We start from the raw sequence: 14289 nt of genomic DNA, 5'->3' as shown, positions 1-14289 counted from the left end.
TGGCTGTTGCGAACATATTTCGATGATGACGACGATATCGCGTGGGCCACCCTGGCGGAGCAGGCCTGTTCAGAGAGGCGATCCGTCGGTCGTGGCCATAGCTCCGGCGACACCGCCGTCTGCGCAGCGGGCGACGGCGACGACGAGGGGGCCGTACGGTGCCCGCCACGCACTGTGCAGGGCGTCGTACGAACCCTGCGGAATCGATACCGTCCCGGTGGCAGCGCTGCCCGTCATGTGGAGCGGCACTCGCACCCCGTCGACGAAAGCCTGTACGTCATCGACGGAACCGCCGTCGATCCGGACGACGAAGGTGAGCTCTTCGCCCGCGGAGCCCGGCTTTATCTGCACGTCGGTCACTGCGATGGCGGCATCCGATTCACCGGCGTGGCCGATACCGTCGAACACTTGCTCGTCGGTCAGTGCCGGGGTGCGTGCGGGTGCCACTCGTCGTGCCCCGAGGGCGTCGACGGAACGAGCGATCTGCAGCAGTGTCGTATCGGAGTAGGCAGCACCGGCGAGGGTCAAGCCGACCGGCATCGACGTGTCGTTCATCGACCCCATGGGAACGGTGACGGTGGGTATGCCGAGGTGGCGGGGCACGAGATTGCCGTTGGCCACCCAGACTCCGTTGCGCCAGGCGATATCGGCGGACGCGACGTCGACATCGGCGTCGGCGGGGCCCACGTCGGCAACGGCAGGAAAGATGACGGCGTCGAACCGATTGTCCTGCAACCACTTCTCGAAATCGACGCGGCGGACCTCTTCCAGTCCGCGCATCCCCGCCTCCACGGACGGAATACGGTCGAACGGCGTCACGCCTGCCGCCGCCATGGGAACGTAATCCGCCAGATCGTAGGACGTGTCGAACGGCAGGATGCCGTAGCGATCGGGTAGCGCGCCGGTGGGGTGGGGGAAAATGCGCGCCCCGTCGGTCTCGGCCAGGCCGCTGAGTCCGGGTTGACCGTTCGCGGCCAAAAAGCTGTCGAACGCCCACACCGAGAGTTCCTCCAGCTCGCGTTCGAGGAACTCGGCGGGAACCAGGCCGCGGTCGACCATGGTCTGCGAATCCGGATGCAGGCCTTCGTAATTCTCCACGACGGGGAAGTCGGTTTCGATGACTTCTGCACCTGCAGCCACCAGATCGTCGCGCATGGTGTGCCACAGAGCCATCACCGAATCGCGGGTGTGGATCGGATACGCACTGTCGGGATCGCCGTTGACGTACAGGCGCGGGACGGCGAGTCGAAGTCCCTGCAGCGGCAGCGGCGGCAGATCGGTGAAGGACGTGGGCCTGACCTCCGACGCCCGGGGGATCGGAACCCAGTCCTGCATACGCCACAGGTCGCCCTCGGTGACCGCGTCGTCGGCCACGACCACGTCCAGCAGTTGCAGTAGGTCGTCGACCGTACGCGCATGTGGCACAACGACATCCATCGTAGGCACCAGCGGCCAATTACCCCGCACCGAAATCACCCCGCGAGAGGGCGTGTAAGCGACGAGAGCGTTGTTCGACGCGGGGGCGCGCCCAGAGGACCAGGTCTCCTCGGCGAGCCCGAAGGTAGCGAAGCTGGCAGCTGTCGCCGTACCCGAGCCGTTGGACGATCCCGAGCCGAATGCCGAGGTGAGAAACTCTGCGGCGTAGGGGCTTTCGGCACGCCCGTAGAGCCCGCGCTGCATCCCGCCCGCGGCCATCGGAGGCATGTTGGTCAGGCCCAGGCAGATCGCACCGGCCGCTCGGAGTTGGGCCACCGCGAACGCGTCGTCGGTCGCGATGAGACCCTCGAATGCGGGCGATCCGGCCGTCGCAGGAAGGCCGCGCACCTTGTAGCTGGCCTTGGCGGTGTAGGGAATTCCGTCCATCGGGCCGAGAGCCTGTCCAGCGCTCCGACGTCGGTCGGCTGCGCGGGCTTCCTCGAACGCGTCGGGGTTGAGTACCGGTACGGCGTTCAGTGCGATTCCGGTGCGGTCGTAGTGGCCGATTCGATTGAGGTAGCGCGCCACCAGTTCGACGCTCGTCACGGTGCCCTCGGCGAGCGCAGCGGAAACTCCGGCGACATCGGCCTCGACCACGGTGAAGGATGAAGAATTCATGACAAAACTAAAACACACACTGTCGGTTTTGGGAACGGGTGAATCGAAAAAATCCTCGACATGCAAGGCTGTCCGTACTCGACGACCGTCAAGGAGGAGACGACCATGGCACGACCACCTCGCGCCATTCTCAGCCGTGACCTGATTGCCCGCACAGCATTGGCGCTGGTCGATCGGGACGGAGCCGAGGGCGCGAGCATGCGGGGCGTGGCGCTGAAATTGGGCGTGAACCCTACCTCCCTCTACAACCACGTCGCCGACCGCGCGGCGATGATCGAAGACGTCCGAGCTCTGGTCTCGGCCCGGATCGACTCGGCACCTCTACGCGAATTGCCCTGGGAAGACGGCCTTGTCGTATGGGCGAGGTCCTACCGATTGGCCTTCGCGGAGCATCACCGCGCCGTTCCCCTCCTCATGGCCACGCGCGCATCGACACCGGTGTTGTTGGCGGAGTACGAGGATTTCTCTGTTGCTGCCGAGGCCGTCGGCTGGGCCAGCAGGGACGTATTGCCTTTGCTGACCGCGTTCGAATCGTTCATCCTCGGCAGTGTGCTCGACATGTCCGGCCCGAGTGTCGTGTTCGATCCGGCGGGCCAGGAGGAGGCTTTCCCGCGATTGGCCGCGGCCTACCAGACGGTGCAGGACGAGGATGCCGACGATCCCATTGCCACCCGCGCCTTCGAGATGGGTCTGGCGATGCTGGTCGCCTCGGCACGCCCGCGGCGGTGAGATCGCCGTAGCCCTTCCCGGCGACGTCGACGAGATCCCGCGCAATCCGACGGGCAAGATTCGCAAGAACGAGTTGCGGGAGCAGTATTCGATACCCGCTCCCGCGTCCGCTCAGTCCGTCTGAGCCTCTGGCTGATTCTGTGTGATGCAGTGAATTCCGCCCCCGCGGGCGAAGAGCGGCCGAGCGTCGACGGTGACGACGCTGCGACCCGGGTACGCCGCAGAGAGAATTGCAGCAGCCTCGTCGTCCGCGGGATCGCCGTAGCTACAGGCGATCACACCGTCGTTGACGACGTAGTGATTGATGTAGCTGTAGTCGACGAAGCCCTCCGCGTCGCGGAGAATCTCCGGTGCGGGAACTTTGACGATGGTCCACCTCTCGCCGCGTGCGTCGGTGCTGTTCTCGAAGATCTCGAACACGGTCTTGCTGACCTCGTGATCGGGGTGTTCGGGGTTGCGTTGGTCGTGCACCAGAACGACGCCGGGCGAGGGAATGGCAGCGACGATGTCGACGTGGCCTCGGGTTCCGAACTCCTCCGCGTCACGGGTGAGGCCTCGGGGAAGCCAGATCACCGTGGTGGCACCGATCGTGCGGGCCAGTTCGGCCTCGATATCGACCTTGGACAGCGTGGGATTGCGACCGGGATCGAGTTGTACCGTCTCGGTGACGAGAACTGTTCCCAGCCCGTCCACCTGAATACCGCCGCCCTCGTTGACGATCGGTGAATCGATCATCTCGGCACCGGACTTCTCGACGACGAGCGCGCCGATCTTCGAGTCCTTGTCCCAACGCGCCCAATCCTGCGCACCCCAGCCGTTGAACACCCAGTCGACGCCGCCGAGACGACCGTCCTCGGACAGCACGAACGTGGGCCCGATGTCGCGCATCCAGGCGTCGTTCAACGGAGCCTCGAGGATGTCGATCGGGTATGCGGTCTCGGACGAGAGGTATGTGCGTGCGACCGCACTTTCGGCGGGGTCGACGACGACGGTGACCGGTTCGAATCGTGCGACCGCCTGCGCGACCTCGGCCCACGTGGTGCGAGCCTCGTGCTGCTCCTCGGGCGTCTCACCGAGCGAATACCCCTCGCGCGGATAGGCCATCCAGGTCCGTTCGTGTCGGATACCTTCCGCCGGCATCGTCCACTGCATCACTGCCTCCCGAACGTCGTGGCCGCAGAGGCGGGCGAATTGTGTTCTGTGACAATGCGCATGTGTGTCCTCGGTTGTAGGTGGAGGGTGTGCTCGTTGCAGTCTCTGTCGGGAGGCGAGCGACCTGGTGTTCGGCGCTATCCGCCGATTCTCGACACGATGTCCGCCGCGGTGCGATGGCCCATACGAACTGCGCCGTCGACGTGTTGGTAGCCCTCCGCGGCAATATCGGAGCAGGAGAAGTGAATCGGGCCGACAGGAGTGCGGCTGTCCTTGCCGTACCGGTGCAGTCCGCCGAGGTCGAAGCTGGCCGCGTACGCCCCGCGGGTCCATTCTTCCGAACCCCAGTCCGACTCGTAGTAGACGACCGGCTCGGTCGCCTTGGGCCCCAGGTAGTGCGCGATGGATTCGAGAATTTTCGTGCGGCGATCCTGCTCGTCGAGTTCGAACATCGCGTCGGCCTTGGCGTCGGACACGAAGCCGACCAGTGTTCCGCGGCTGTCCTGATGATTGGTGTTGTCGTACACCTCCTGCACGATCTCGGAGGCACCGAAGCCGGTTCCCGACAGCCCGTCCTCGCGCCAGAACGGGGTGTCGTAGACGGCGTGAACCTTGATCACCAGTCCCAGCGACTGATGCTGGTGCATCTGATGCTGGCGACGCGGAAGCGGCGGGTCGTAGGAGATGCGCGAGTACAGGTTCGGCGGAACGGCGAGAACGACGCGTTTGGCCTGTACCTCGATGTCGCCGTCGGCGAATACCGTTGCGCCGTCGGGGTTCCACCGCACCGTACGCACCGGCGCGTCGAGGAAGATGTCTTCTCCGAGGGCGGCCGCCATACGGATCGACACCTGCTGCATGCCACCGACGACGCGCTTGTCGAGGATGAAGTTCTCGTCCACCAGGTGGGAGAACGAACCTGCCGATGCGGCCATCAGCACTGCTTGCAGAGCCGAGAACGCGTGCGCAGGTTTGGTCAACATGCCACCGGCGATGAACATGCCGATGTTGCCTCGTGCTTCGGGATCGTCGGACTCACGAATCAGCCACTGCTCGAACGAGATCGTGTCCAGTTCACGCGCTAGCGGGTGCGCCCACGGCTCTTCGGGGCCGACCTGGGCGGCCAAGTCGTCGAGCAGCGCGACGAGTCGGTCCATCTCCTTGTCCGTGGTCTCGTCGACGGGGAACGAGTCACCCGAGTAGCGGGTCCGCTCGCCCGCGGCGGAGATGTAGACGGACTGGCCCTCGCGGTACCGGTCGAACGTTTCGAGGCCGAGTTCGTCTATCAACGCGATCAGTGACTCCTGATCGGGCGAGACCCACTGACCGCCGATTTCGAGGCTCGCGCCGTCGATGGTGTTCGTCCACGTGCGCCCACCGACGCGGTCGCGTGCCTCGAGAACCGCGACGGTCAGCCCCGCCTTGCGTAGTTCGGTTGCTGCGGCCAGGCCGGAAGGGCCGGCCCCGACGATAGCGACGTCGCGTTCGAGGGTGGGCACTGTCGAGCTCCTTTGATCGCGGTACATCGGTTTCGGCCGATAGCACCTCGATTGTGTCCGGAATCCACCCGAGGCGCACACGACGAAGTGGCTACTAAAGCGCAATCCTGCACTCCGTTTCGAACATTCAGGCCTCCACGGGGTAGGAAATCAGTGCTCGAGGGGCGCGATCGCCTCGAGCACGTCGGCGAGGTGGTCGTGTATCGCTTTGCGACTGCGACAGGGCTGGATCACTCGCCCCGCAGCGCCTCGTCGATTGTTGCTCCCACCGCAGCGGCACCGGACGACGTCATGATCGTGCCGGCATGATCGAGTCCCATCATCGGGGTGATGGACGTCAGGTCGAGCGCATCGATGTCCTCGGACGAGTACATCGGTGCCGAGTTCTCCCCAACGCTCCACTGCGCGTGCAGGAATCGAATCGGCATCGTCAGTTCTCGGAACCGCGACTCGCCGAAGAACACATCCTCGGCGTCGGAGACGACCGCATCGGTCGACAGCCGCACCGAGCCGTCGACCAGATCGTGTTCGGCGTACGCCCGGAGGAGCGGATCGGCTGGGTCGAGTAGTGGCAGCGACGTCGACACCAAGAAGTCGACGTATTCGTCGACGGTCTCGAAGTGCTGCTGAGTTCGAGCGATCCTCTCTGCGAACACGGCCCCGACCGACTCCCGGGTCAGGCCGGCCGGCGGTGCCACCGGCACGCCCCCGTCGACGAGAACGAGACTCTTCACTCGAGATGGATACCGGGCTGCGAACTCGACTGCCACGAACCCGCCCATGGACATTCCGCACACGTGCACGGAGTCGAGACCGAGGGCATCCAAGACAGTGGCCAGGTCGTCCGCGTGTCGACCCAACGAGGACGCTCCCGCGACGCCCACGCTGTCACCTCTACCGCGCAGCTCCGGGGCGAGGAGTGTCAGGTGCGGCGACTCCGCCCGCAGCCAACCCCACAACATGCGTTGGCTGGACACTCCGTGCACCACGAGGACGGGCTCACTGCTGCCGGTGTGTGTTTCGACGACGATGTCGCCGCCGGATACCGCTACTCGATCGATGGTCATGATGCCGACAGTATGGGAAGCCGGCTCCGGAGGGCATGGATTGGACACCCACTGCGCACGTAGAAATATGGATGGTTCCTCTGTATCGCGGTGTGGTCTCCGTCACTATCGTCAGTTTTCGACGCTGCAGCAGGCAGTGCTGGTCCGACCAACCGAAGGTGATCGAAGATGATTCCACAGCGCCGACATGTCCGAACGCGATCGATTGCTGCGACGGCGGGAATTCTGCTGGCGCTGACCGCGACCGCATGCGGCGGAACGCAGAGCGCCCCGGCGGCGTCGGAGAACGGACTGACTACCGTCCGTCTCGGCAACGTTCAACTGTCGGACTACGCAGCAGTGTTGCTGGGTGTCGACCAGGGGATCTTCGAACGCAACGGACTGAACATCGAACTCGTCGACATCACGCCGGCGGACCTGGTCGGTGGTCTCCTCAGCGGTCAGGTCGACATGAACCCCAACACCGGACCCGGCGTCGTGATGGCGGCGGGCAAGGGAATCCCCCTCGCCGTGGTCGGCGGCGTCTCCACGTTCCAGGCCGGCCCGGACGGACGCACCGGCTCCACCCTGCTCGTCGAGGCCGGGAGTCCTATTCGCACCGCTGCCGATCTGGAAGGCAAGACGGTAGGGGTGAACCTACTGGCATCGGCATCCGAGTACGGGGTCCGAGGCGTCGTCGACCAAGCAGGCGGTGACGGCAGCGGGGTGTCGATCATCGAGGTTCCGTTCTCCGCCATGGGCGAATCGATCACCGCGGATCGAATCGACGCCGCTCTGATCGGTGATCCCTTCGCCAGTCTCCTGTTGAAGACGGGACAATTCGAGGCACCCCTTGGCGACCCCATCGAGCAGGTCTTCGGCCCCGCGCCACGAGTCGTGGTCACCGGGACCCGCGACTATGTCGAGACCAACCCCGAGGTGGTCGACAAGTTTCGGACAGCGCTCGACGAGGCAGTGGAGTACGCGGACTCGCACCCCGACGACATGCGCGCCGCCATGGTCCAACATTTCGGCACCCCTGCCGACACCGTCGGTGACACCGGGTACCCGGCACTCGAAAGCCGCGTCGACGCAACGGGAATCGACGAGATTGCCACCATTCTCCGCGAGAACGGCGCTCTCGATTCCTCGGCCGACGTCAGTGGGCTCACCCGATGACCGTCGCGGCGCTGCGCACCGTGCCGACGTTCCGCGTGCGAACGGCGATGCCCGCCGCAGCGACGAAGGCAATCGCACCCATCGTGCTGATACTCGGCTGGACCGCCCTGTCGTCGTCGGGCCTGTTCGCCGCCGACACGATCCCCGGGCCCGTTCCGGTGGTCGGCCGAGTACTCGAGATGGCGACGACGTCGTCGTTCTGGACCGATATCGCGTCGACCATGACCGGGTGGGCACTGGGCCTGCTGTACTCGACGATCATCGCCGTACCGGTGGGAATTCTGCTCGGCACGAGCGACTTCGCCTACCGCAGTTGCCGATTCATCATCGAATTTCTTCGGTCCATTCCGACGTTGGGAATCATTCCCCTCGTCGCGCTCATCTACGGAACCACCCGTCAGACGGAACTGACGGTGGTGGTGGCTGCCTGCGTCTGGCCGATCCTGCTCCAGACGATGTACGGGGTCCGTGACGTCGACGGTGCCGCGCTCGAAGCGGCTCGGTCCTATCGCCTGACCAAGTTCCAGGTCATCCGCTTCGTGATCGTGCCGTCCGCTACTCCGTTCGTGGCCACCGGCTTTCGTATCGCCGCGGTCATGGCGATGCTCCTGGCGATCGGCATCGAGCTACTGGCCTCGGTACCCGGTATCGGCAAGACGCTTGCGCAGGCTCAGATGAACGCGCAGATGGTCGATGTGTTCGCGTTGACTCTGGTGACCGCCCTGATGGGTGTCGCCGTGCTGTATCTGTTCGCGGCGGTCGAACGCAGGCTGTGCCGCTGGCACCCGTCGCAGAGGATCCCGTCGTGACCCGCATTCGTTCCCTCGCCGTCGAGGCCTGGCTGCCGATTCTTCTCGTCGGGGTGTGGTGGTTCGCGTCGAGCAACAGTTCGTCGTTCTACTTCCCGTCGCTCGACGAGATCATGACGCGTTTCGCTGACCTGTGGTTCTCCGATGCCTTCGTCGTGCACGTGGTGCCCAGCCTCCGAAACTTCGGGCTCGGGTTCGTCCTGGGCGTCACGATCGGGATTCTGTTCGGACTTGCCTTGGGCTCGATGCCGCAGACACATCGTGCGCTGTCTCCGACACTCGAATTCATCCGGGCCACACCGGTTATCGCCCTCATACCGCTGACGATCGTGCTGCTCGGCACGGACGTCGTGCAGAAGGTGGCCATCATCGCCTTCGCCTGTATGTGGCCTACGTTGCTCAACACCGTCGACGGGGTGCGCGCCGTCGACCCTCTGGTACGCGACGTCACACGGAGTTATCGCGTCGGCGTCTGGGATTCGAGCGTGCGCGTGTTCCTTCGTTCCGCCACACCGCAGATCATCGCGGGAATGCGAACCAGCGTTGCCGTTGCCGTCGTGGCAATGGTGGGCAGCGAGCTGTTCGCGTCGTCCGAAGGCATCGGCTACTTCGTCCTGCAATCGCAGCGCACATATGCGATGACGGACATGTGGGCAGGACTCATCATGCTCGGCCTGCTGGGCTATGGACTCAACCTATTGTTCGCTCTAGTGGAGAGAAGGACCCTTCGGTGGCATCGTCTACGACTGGAAACGACGGCAGCACAATGAACAACCTACCCACGCCCGCAGTGGCCGTTCGTGGACTTTGCAAGACCTACGCCGGTGCACCGGGGCCCGTGCTCGAAAATGTCGACTTCACCATCGACGAACGTGAATTGGTCTGCATCGTAGGCCATTCCGGGACCGGCAAATCCACCCTGCTTCGTGCTGTTGCCGGGCTCACTTCGGCGAGCGGTGAGGTGTCGATCAACGGAAGAACGGTCGACGGGCCACCGGCGGATCTGGCCGTTGTGTTCCAGGACTACGGCCGCTCGTTGCTGCCGTGGATGCGCGTCAGGGAAAACGTGGAACTTCCGTTGCGCCGCACGACAGGGAAGGCAGAGCGGCGTCGACGCGCCGAATCCGCCCTCGAATCGGTCGGACTGGCAGGTCGCGGTGACTACTATCCCTGGGAGATGTCCGGCGGAATGCAGCAACGGGCCGCCATCGCACGGGCGCTCGCGTTCGAGCCACGTGTGCTGTTGATGGACGAGCCGTTCGCATCCGTCGACGCCCAGACCCGCGCCGATCTCGAAGACCTGACGATGAAGGTGCAACGCGAGTTCGGAATGACGGTCATCATCGTCACCCACGACGTCGACGAAGCGGTGTACATGTCCAACAAGGTCATCGTTCTCGGTGGATCACCGGCATCGGTGACGGCTACCGTTCCGGTGCCACTGCCGGATGCACGAGATCAGTTGAGTACCAAGAGTTCGGGCCTGTTCGGCTCACTCCGGATGGACGTACTCCGGCGTATTCGCCCGGATCTCGCCGACCCCGCCGTGTCGGTGGCCTGACAAGAATGGAAGCGAGAGGCGAGTCGATGTCCGACCCCGTCGACCCGAACGGATCGCGGACGCATCGGAGGCTGCCTCGTTGGCGCGAGGTGGCGCCGTTCCTCAAAGTGCGCGCGATGGAGCACGATCCTGTCGAACGACGTCTTTCGCGCGCGCACACCATCGGTGATCTCGCCGAGATTGCTCGTCGGCGTACCCCGAAGTCGGTGTTCGAGTACGTCTCCGGTGGTGCCGAGGGGGAGATCGGCATCGAACGTGCGCGCGAGGGGTACGACAGAGTCGAGTTCAGACCACATGTGCTGCGAGACGTGAGCTCGGTCGACACGTCGACCTCGATTCTCGGCAGGACAGCGTCGCTCCCGTTGATCCTCGCCCCCACCGGATTCACCAGAATGATGCAACACGAAGGTGAAACAGCGGTGGCGAGAGCAGCGGCGGCATCGGGTGTGCCGTACGCGCTGTCGACGATGGGTACCGCGACGATCGAGGACGTGACGAGAACGGCACCGACCGGTGCCACGTGGTTTCAGCTGTATCTGTGGAAGGACAGGGCGGCCAGTAAGGACCTCGTCGAACGAGCAGTCCAGGCCGGGGTCGACGTCTTGGTTCTGACCGTGGACACACCCGTTCCCGGTAACCGCCTGCGCGATGTCCGCAATGGAATGACGATCCCGCCGACGCTCAACATGCGCACCCTGGCCGACATGACGCGGCACCCCAGTTGGTGGATGAATCTGCTGACCACCGAACCGCTGGAGTTCGCGAATCTGACGTCTTTCGAAGGCACCGTCGGCGAACTGGTGAAAAGTATGTTCGACCCCTCTCTGAGGGTGGCCGATCTCGAATGGCTGCGCTCCGAATGGCCTGGAAAGCTTGTGGTCAAGGGGATTCAGGACATCGATGACGCCCGGATCGTCGTCGATGCCGGTGCGGATGCGTTGGTGGTGTCCAATCATGGAGGTCGTCAGCTCGACCGCGCCCCGACTCCTCTCGAACTGCTACCGCAGGTAGTCGACGCGGTCGGATCAGATGCCGAGGTGTACGTCGACACCGGCATCTCGACCGGTGCCGATCTGATTGCCGCAGTGGGATTGGGGGCCACGGCCGGGATGGTGGGGCGCGCGTACTTGTACGGACTGATGGCCGGCGGACAGCGTGGCGTCACCACCGCCCTGGACATCTTTCGGTCGGAGGCGACTCGGACGATGCAGCTGATGGGTGCACAGACACTGACGGACGTTCGGGGACGGGTGACACTGCGGAGGTAGGCCAGGAAGGGGCGACGCCGCACTACCTCAGCGGCGCTGATCTTTTCGCATTGTGACCCGTGGGATACCGCCCGATAGCGCGGTTACGGTGGCCGGCTTTCACGCGGAAGCACCAGGCCGCCCAGACCGGCAGATCGCCGACGTGCGGAATCTTGTTGGACCGCGCGAACGGCAACTCCGCGCGTGGTGCAACCGCAGCCCAGTCGACCCCCAGCCGCGGTGCCGTACTGCTGGGCCGGCGTGCGGTGTGTTTCGAGACGGTACGGTCGAAGCGTGAAAACTTCGATCGTCGGCACCGGTGCCTAGTGAGTATCTCTTCGAGTGACCGTTCATTCCTGGCCCGTGCTGTCGAGTTGGCGGCAGAGGCGGCGCGCACGGGCAACGATCCGTTCGGCTCGGTTCTGGTGTCGGACAGCGGCGAGCTGCTGGCCGAGGACCGGAACAGGGTCGGCGACCTGAACGATCTCACCCAGCACCCCGAGATCGCACTGTCTCGGTGGGCCGCGACCAACCTGAACCCCGATCAGCGTCGATCGGCGACGGTCTACACCTCCGGTGAACACTGCGTGATGTGCTCTGCAAGCCACGGCATAGTCGGACTCGGCCGCATCGTCTATGCCACGTCAACGGCTCAATTGCTCACGTGGCTCGAAGAATTCGGCGCAGCACCTCTTGCGATCACGCCGTCACCGATTCAGCAGATCGTTCCGGGGATCGTCGTGGAAGGGCCGGTAGCCGAGTTCAGCGACGCCGTTCGCGAACTGCACAGACGACGTCACACGTCTGCGGAGTAGTGGGGGAGTGATCGTAAAGGAAGGCGTCGAGATCGGCGGCGTTCAGCGCACGAGAGTGATGACGACTGCGCTCGCACTGACCGGCGGCGTCAGCGTCGGACTCGCATGGCTCGAGTTTCTTCTCATCCGTCAGCAGCTCGTGGTGGGACTGTGGCTCATCGCCGTTGCGGTGGTGGCGATATGCCTTGTCTCGTCGAATGCCGGTAAGCATGTAGCCGTGGGGACTTCGCTCGGGGCCGTCACCGTCGTCACTCAGGTGGCCTGGCTGGTGACGGGTATGCACGCACTGTGGGTCACGGCCTTGGTTGCGTCGATAGCGCTCGGCTTCTTTCTGCTTGCATCGGCGTGGACGGGCCGTTCGGCGGCCTCCACTCGTCGGGCGGCCACCGCCATCCCCGCCGGCCTCGCTGCGGCGATTGCGTTGGTGGGCTCCGCCGCGGTCGTCGGCATGGCGGCAGATCCGGCACCGCTGGTTCGATCGCTGCATGCGTTGGGGCAGAGCAATTCCTTCGAGCCCGACACGCAGACCACGACGACGGTCGTCGACGGTGCACGACTCACCAACGACGTCGAATACGGCTCGACGCTTCCGAATTCGTTTCTCGACATCTACATCGCCGACGACGATCCATCTGTCGGTCGGCCCACGTACGTCACGGTGCACGGCGGTGGCTGGATCGTCGGGGACAAAACGGATGGTGCTCCCAGCGCAGATTCCGACGGCGCATCATGGGCCGGCCCCATGCTCGACGCCGGCTACAACGTGGTGTCGGTGAACTATGCGTTCGCGCCGCAGTACCGGTTTCCCACCCAGACAATCCAACTGGGCCAGGCCATGCAGTTCCTGGAAACGAACGCCGACCGCTACGGACTCGACATGAGTCGCGTCGTGCTCGCCGGAACCAGTGCGGGAGGCCACATCGTCGGCAACTACGCCACTGTGCAGACCAACTCCGATTACGCACGAGCACTGGGCATCGAACCCACCATGGACCGAAGTGCCCTGAAGGCGATCGTGTTCGAGAGTGCTGCCCTCGATGTCGGTAGAGCGGGCGCACCGCAATCACCGAGCCCGTCGAACGGTTTCTTCTTCGACGTCGCCGCCCGAAGCTACCTCGACACCACCGACACAGCATTGATGGCGCAGGCGAACGTCATCGACAATGTCACAGCCGACTTTCCACCGAGCTTCATCTCCGACGGCAACACCGGCACCTTCCCCGACCAGGCAGCGGAACTGAGCGCCGGACTGGACAGAGTAGGCGTCGACAATCGCCTCAACCTGTACAGCAAGAACGAGGCGAGACTCGACCATTCGTTCATGTCGGTGGATTCGGAGTGGACCGACGACTACAGCCGCCTCAAGCTCGAATTCCTCCGCGGCATCGTCTGATTCACAGCCCCTCAGCTCGGTCCGAAACGCTCCGTTCGGATGTTCGCTGCCGAGTGGCCACGCTTCACCAACATGTCGGCCACGGTATCGACGAAGCTCGTGGGGCCGCAGATGTAGCATCGCGGCTCGAACTCCGCCGGCCATCCGTGAGCATCGATGTCGTCCAACGTGATCCGGCCGAGTGGTCGCGCGTTGCCTGCGGGTGCACGCCGCGTGTGAATCATGGTGACGTCCACGCCGGCCGGAGGGCGAGCCCACTCGTCCGCGAAGTAGACCTCGGCGGGTTCGCGCACGGAGTACAGGACTCGGAAGGGCACTCGTCCGCCCGTCGCGGACGCCTGCGCCCGAACCATCGCGCGGAGCGGCACGATGCCGGAACCGCCACCCACCAGCAGAATCGGGGGAGACGGGGTCTCGGAGGGCTGGGACGGCCGCCAGACGAACCATCGACCCACCGGCCCGCGGAGTTCTATGCGGTCGCCGACTTCGACGGACTCGACCAGATACGGCGACACCTCGCCGTCCGGGACGTTCTGGACCGCGATCTCGATGCGCGACGTGCCGTCGGGTGCCGACGCCAGAGAGTAGCTTCGCTGCGCGCTGTAGCCGTCCTCGGCGGTGAGCTTGACGTCCACGTGCTGCCCGGCAAGATGGCCGGGCCATCCGTCGACGTCGAGAACGAGGGTGGACGCGGTGGGAGTCTCTCGCCGCACCGTCTGCACCGTGGCCACGAGCCAGGGTTTCGCCCCGGCCGTCACGGACACG

Annotated in this window: 13 protein-coding genes; 8 read left to right on the top strand and 5 right to left on the bottom strand. The window is 64.6% G+C overall.

The genetic code is table 11. The features are described from left to right. Positions 1–69: 69 nt before the first annotated feature. Positions 70–2094 carry an amidase gene (locus MTX34_RS02830; protein WP_243608369.1) on the bottom strand — a complete coding sequence of 675 codons (2025 nt, stop codon included), beginning with the start codon at positions 2092–2094 and terminating at the stop codon, positions 70–72. 105 nt (positions 2095–2199) lie between these two features. Between MTX34_RS02830 and MTX34_RS02825 the strand changes: the two genes are divergently transcribed. Then, positions 2200–2823, top strand: coding sequence for a TetR/AcrR family transcriptional regulator C-terminal domain-containing protein (locus MTX34_RS02825; RefSeq protein ID WP_243608368.1), 624 nt, complete (start codon positions 2200–2202; stop codon positions 2821–2823). A 111-nt stretch (positions 2824–2934) separates the two neighbouring features. Here MTX34_RS02825 and MTX34_RS02820 read toward each other — a convergent pair whose 3' ends face one another. From MTX34_RS02820 to MTX34_RS02810, 3 genes are all read right to left on the bottom strand, one after another. Continuing rightward, the gene (locus tag MTX34_RS02820) at positions 2935–3975 is read right to left on the bottom strand and encodes an agmatine/peptidylarginine deiminase (RefSeq protein ID WP_243608367.1); all 1041 of its coding nucleotides are present in this window, start codon (positions 3973–3975) and stop codon (positions 2935–2937) included. 137 nt (positions 3976–4112) lie between these two features. Beyond that, entirely contained in the window at positions 4113–5501 is a 1389-nt protein-coding gene (locus MTX34_RS02815) for an NAD(P)/FAD-dependent oxidoreductase (RefSeq protein ID WP_243608366.1), read from the bottom strand. Positions 5502–5704: 203 nt separating this feature from the next. Then, positions 5705–6541, bottom strand: coding sequence for an alpha/beta hydrolase (locus MTX34_RS02810; RefSeq protein ID WP_243608365.1), 837 nt, complete (start codon positions 6539–6541; stop codon positions 5705–5707). A 168-nt stretch (positions 6542–6709) separates the two neighbouring features. Between MTX34_RS02810 and MTX34_RS02805 the strand changes: the two genes are divergently transcribed. The 7 genes from MTX34_RS02805 (at position 6710) to MTX34_RS02770 (ending at position 13524) form a co-directional block, all read left to right on the top strand. Then, on the top strand, positions 6710–7699 hold the full coding sequence (locus tag MTX34_RS02805; RefSeq protein WP_243608364.1) for an ABC transporter substrate-binding protein: 990 nt from the start codon (positions 6710–6712) through the stop codon (positions 7697–7699). Continuing rightward, positions 7696–8508 carry an ABC transporter permease gene (locus MTX34_RS02800; RefSeq protein ID WP_243596314.1) on the top strand — a complete coding sequence of 271 codons (813 nt, stop codon included), beginning with the start codon at positions 7696–7698 and terminating at the stop codon, positions 8506–8508. Before MTX34_RS02805 ends, MTX34_RS02800 begins: the two co-directional genes overlap by 4 nt. Then, positions 8505–9278, top strand: a complete 774-nt coding sequence (locus MTX34_RS02795) for an ABC transporter permease (RefSeq protein ID WP_243608363.1) — start codon at positions 8505–8507, stop codon at positions 9276–9278. The genes MTX34_RS02800 and MTX34_RS02795 overlap by 4 nt, the downstream gene beginning before the upstream one ends. After that, complete coding sequence (locus MTX34_RS02790) at positions 9275–10069, top strand: ABC transporter ATP-binding protein (RefSeq protein WP_243608362.1); 795 nt, start codon at positions 9275–9277, stop codon at positions 10067–10069. Before MTX34_RS02795 ends, MTX34_RS02790 begins: the two co-directional genes overlap by 4 nt. Before the next feature lie 116 nt (positions 10070–10185). Beyond that, positions 10186–11337, top strand: coding sequence for an alpha-hydroxy acid oxidase (locus tag MTX34_RS02785; RefSeq protein WP_243608361.1), 1152 nt, complete (start codon positions 10186–10188; stop codon positions 11335–11337). A 305-nt stretch (positions 11338–11642) separates the two neighbouring features. Then, positions 11643–12131: a nucleoside deaminase gene (locus tag MTX34_RS02775; RefSeq protein WP_243608360.1), complete on the top strand. Its 489-nt coding sequence runs from the start codon at positions 11643–11645 to the stop codon at positions 12129–12131. 7 nt (positions 12132–12138) lie between these two features. Then, the gene (locus MTX34_RS02770; protein WP_243608359.1) at positions 12139–13524 is read left to right on the top strand and encodes an alpha/beta hydrolase; all 1386 of its coding nucleotides are present in this window, start codon (positions 12139–12141) and stop codon (positions 13522–13524) included. Positions 13525–13535: 11 nt separating this feature from the next. Here MTX34_RS02770 and MTX34_RS25930 read toward each other — a convergent pair whose 3' ends face one another. Further along, complete coding sequence (locus MTX34_RS25930; RefSeq protein ID WP_243608358.1) at positions 13536–14288, bottom strand: ferredoxin reductase; 753 nt, start codon at positions 14286–14288, stop codon at positions 13536–13538. Position 14289 lies beyond the last annotated feature (1 nt).

The sequence above is a fragment of the Rhodococcus sp. ARC_M5 genome (genome assembly GCF_022810405.1).
Lineage (GTDB): Bacteria > Actinomycetota > Actinomycetes > Mycobacteriales > Mycobacteriaceae > Rhodococcoides > Rhodococcoides navarretei.
Note: the sequence above shows the minus strand (reverse complement) of the source record. Positions and strands in the feature narration are given on the sequence as shown.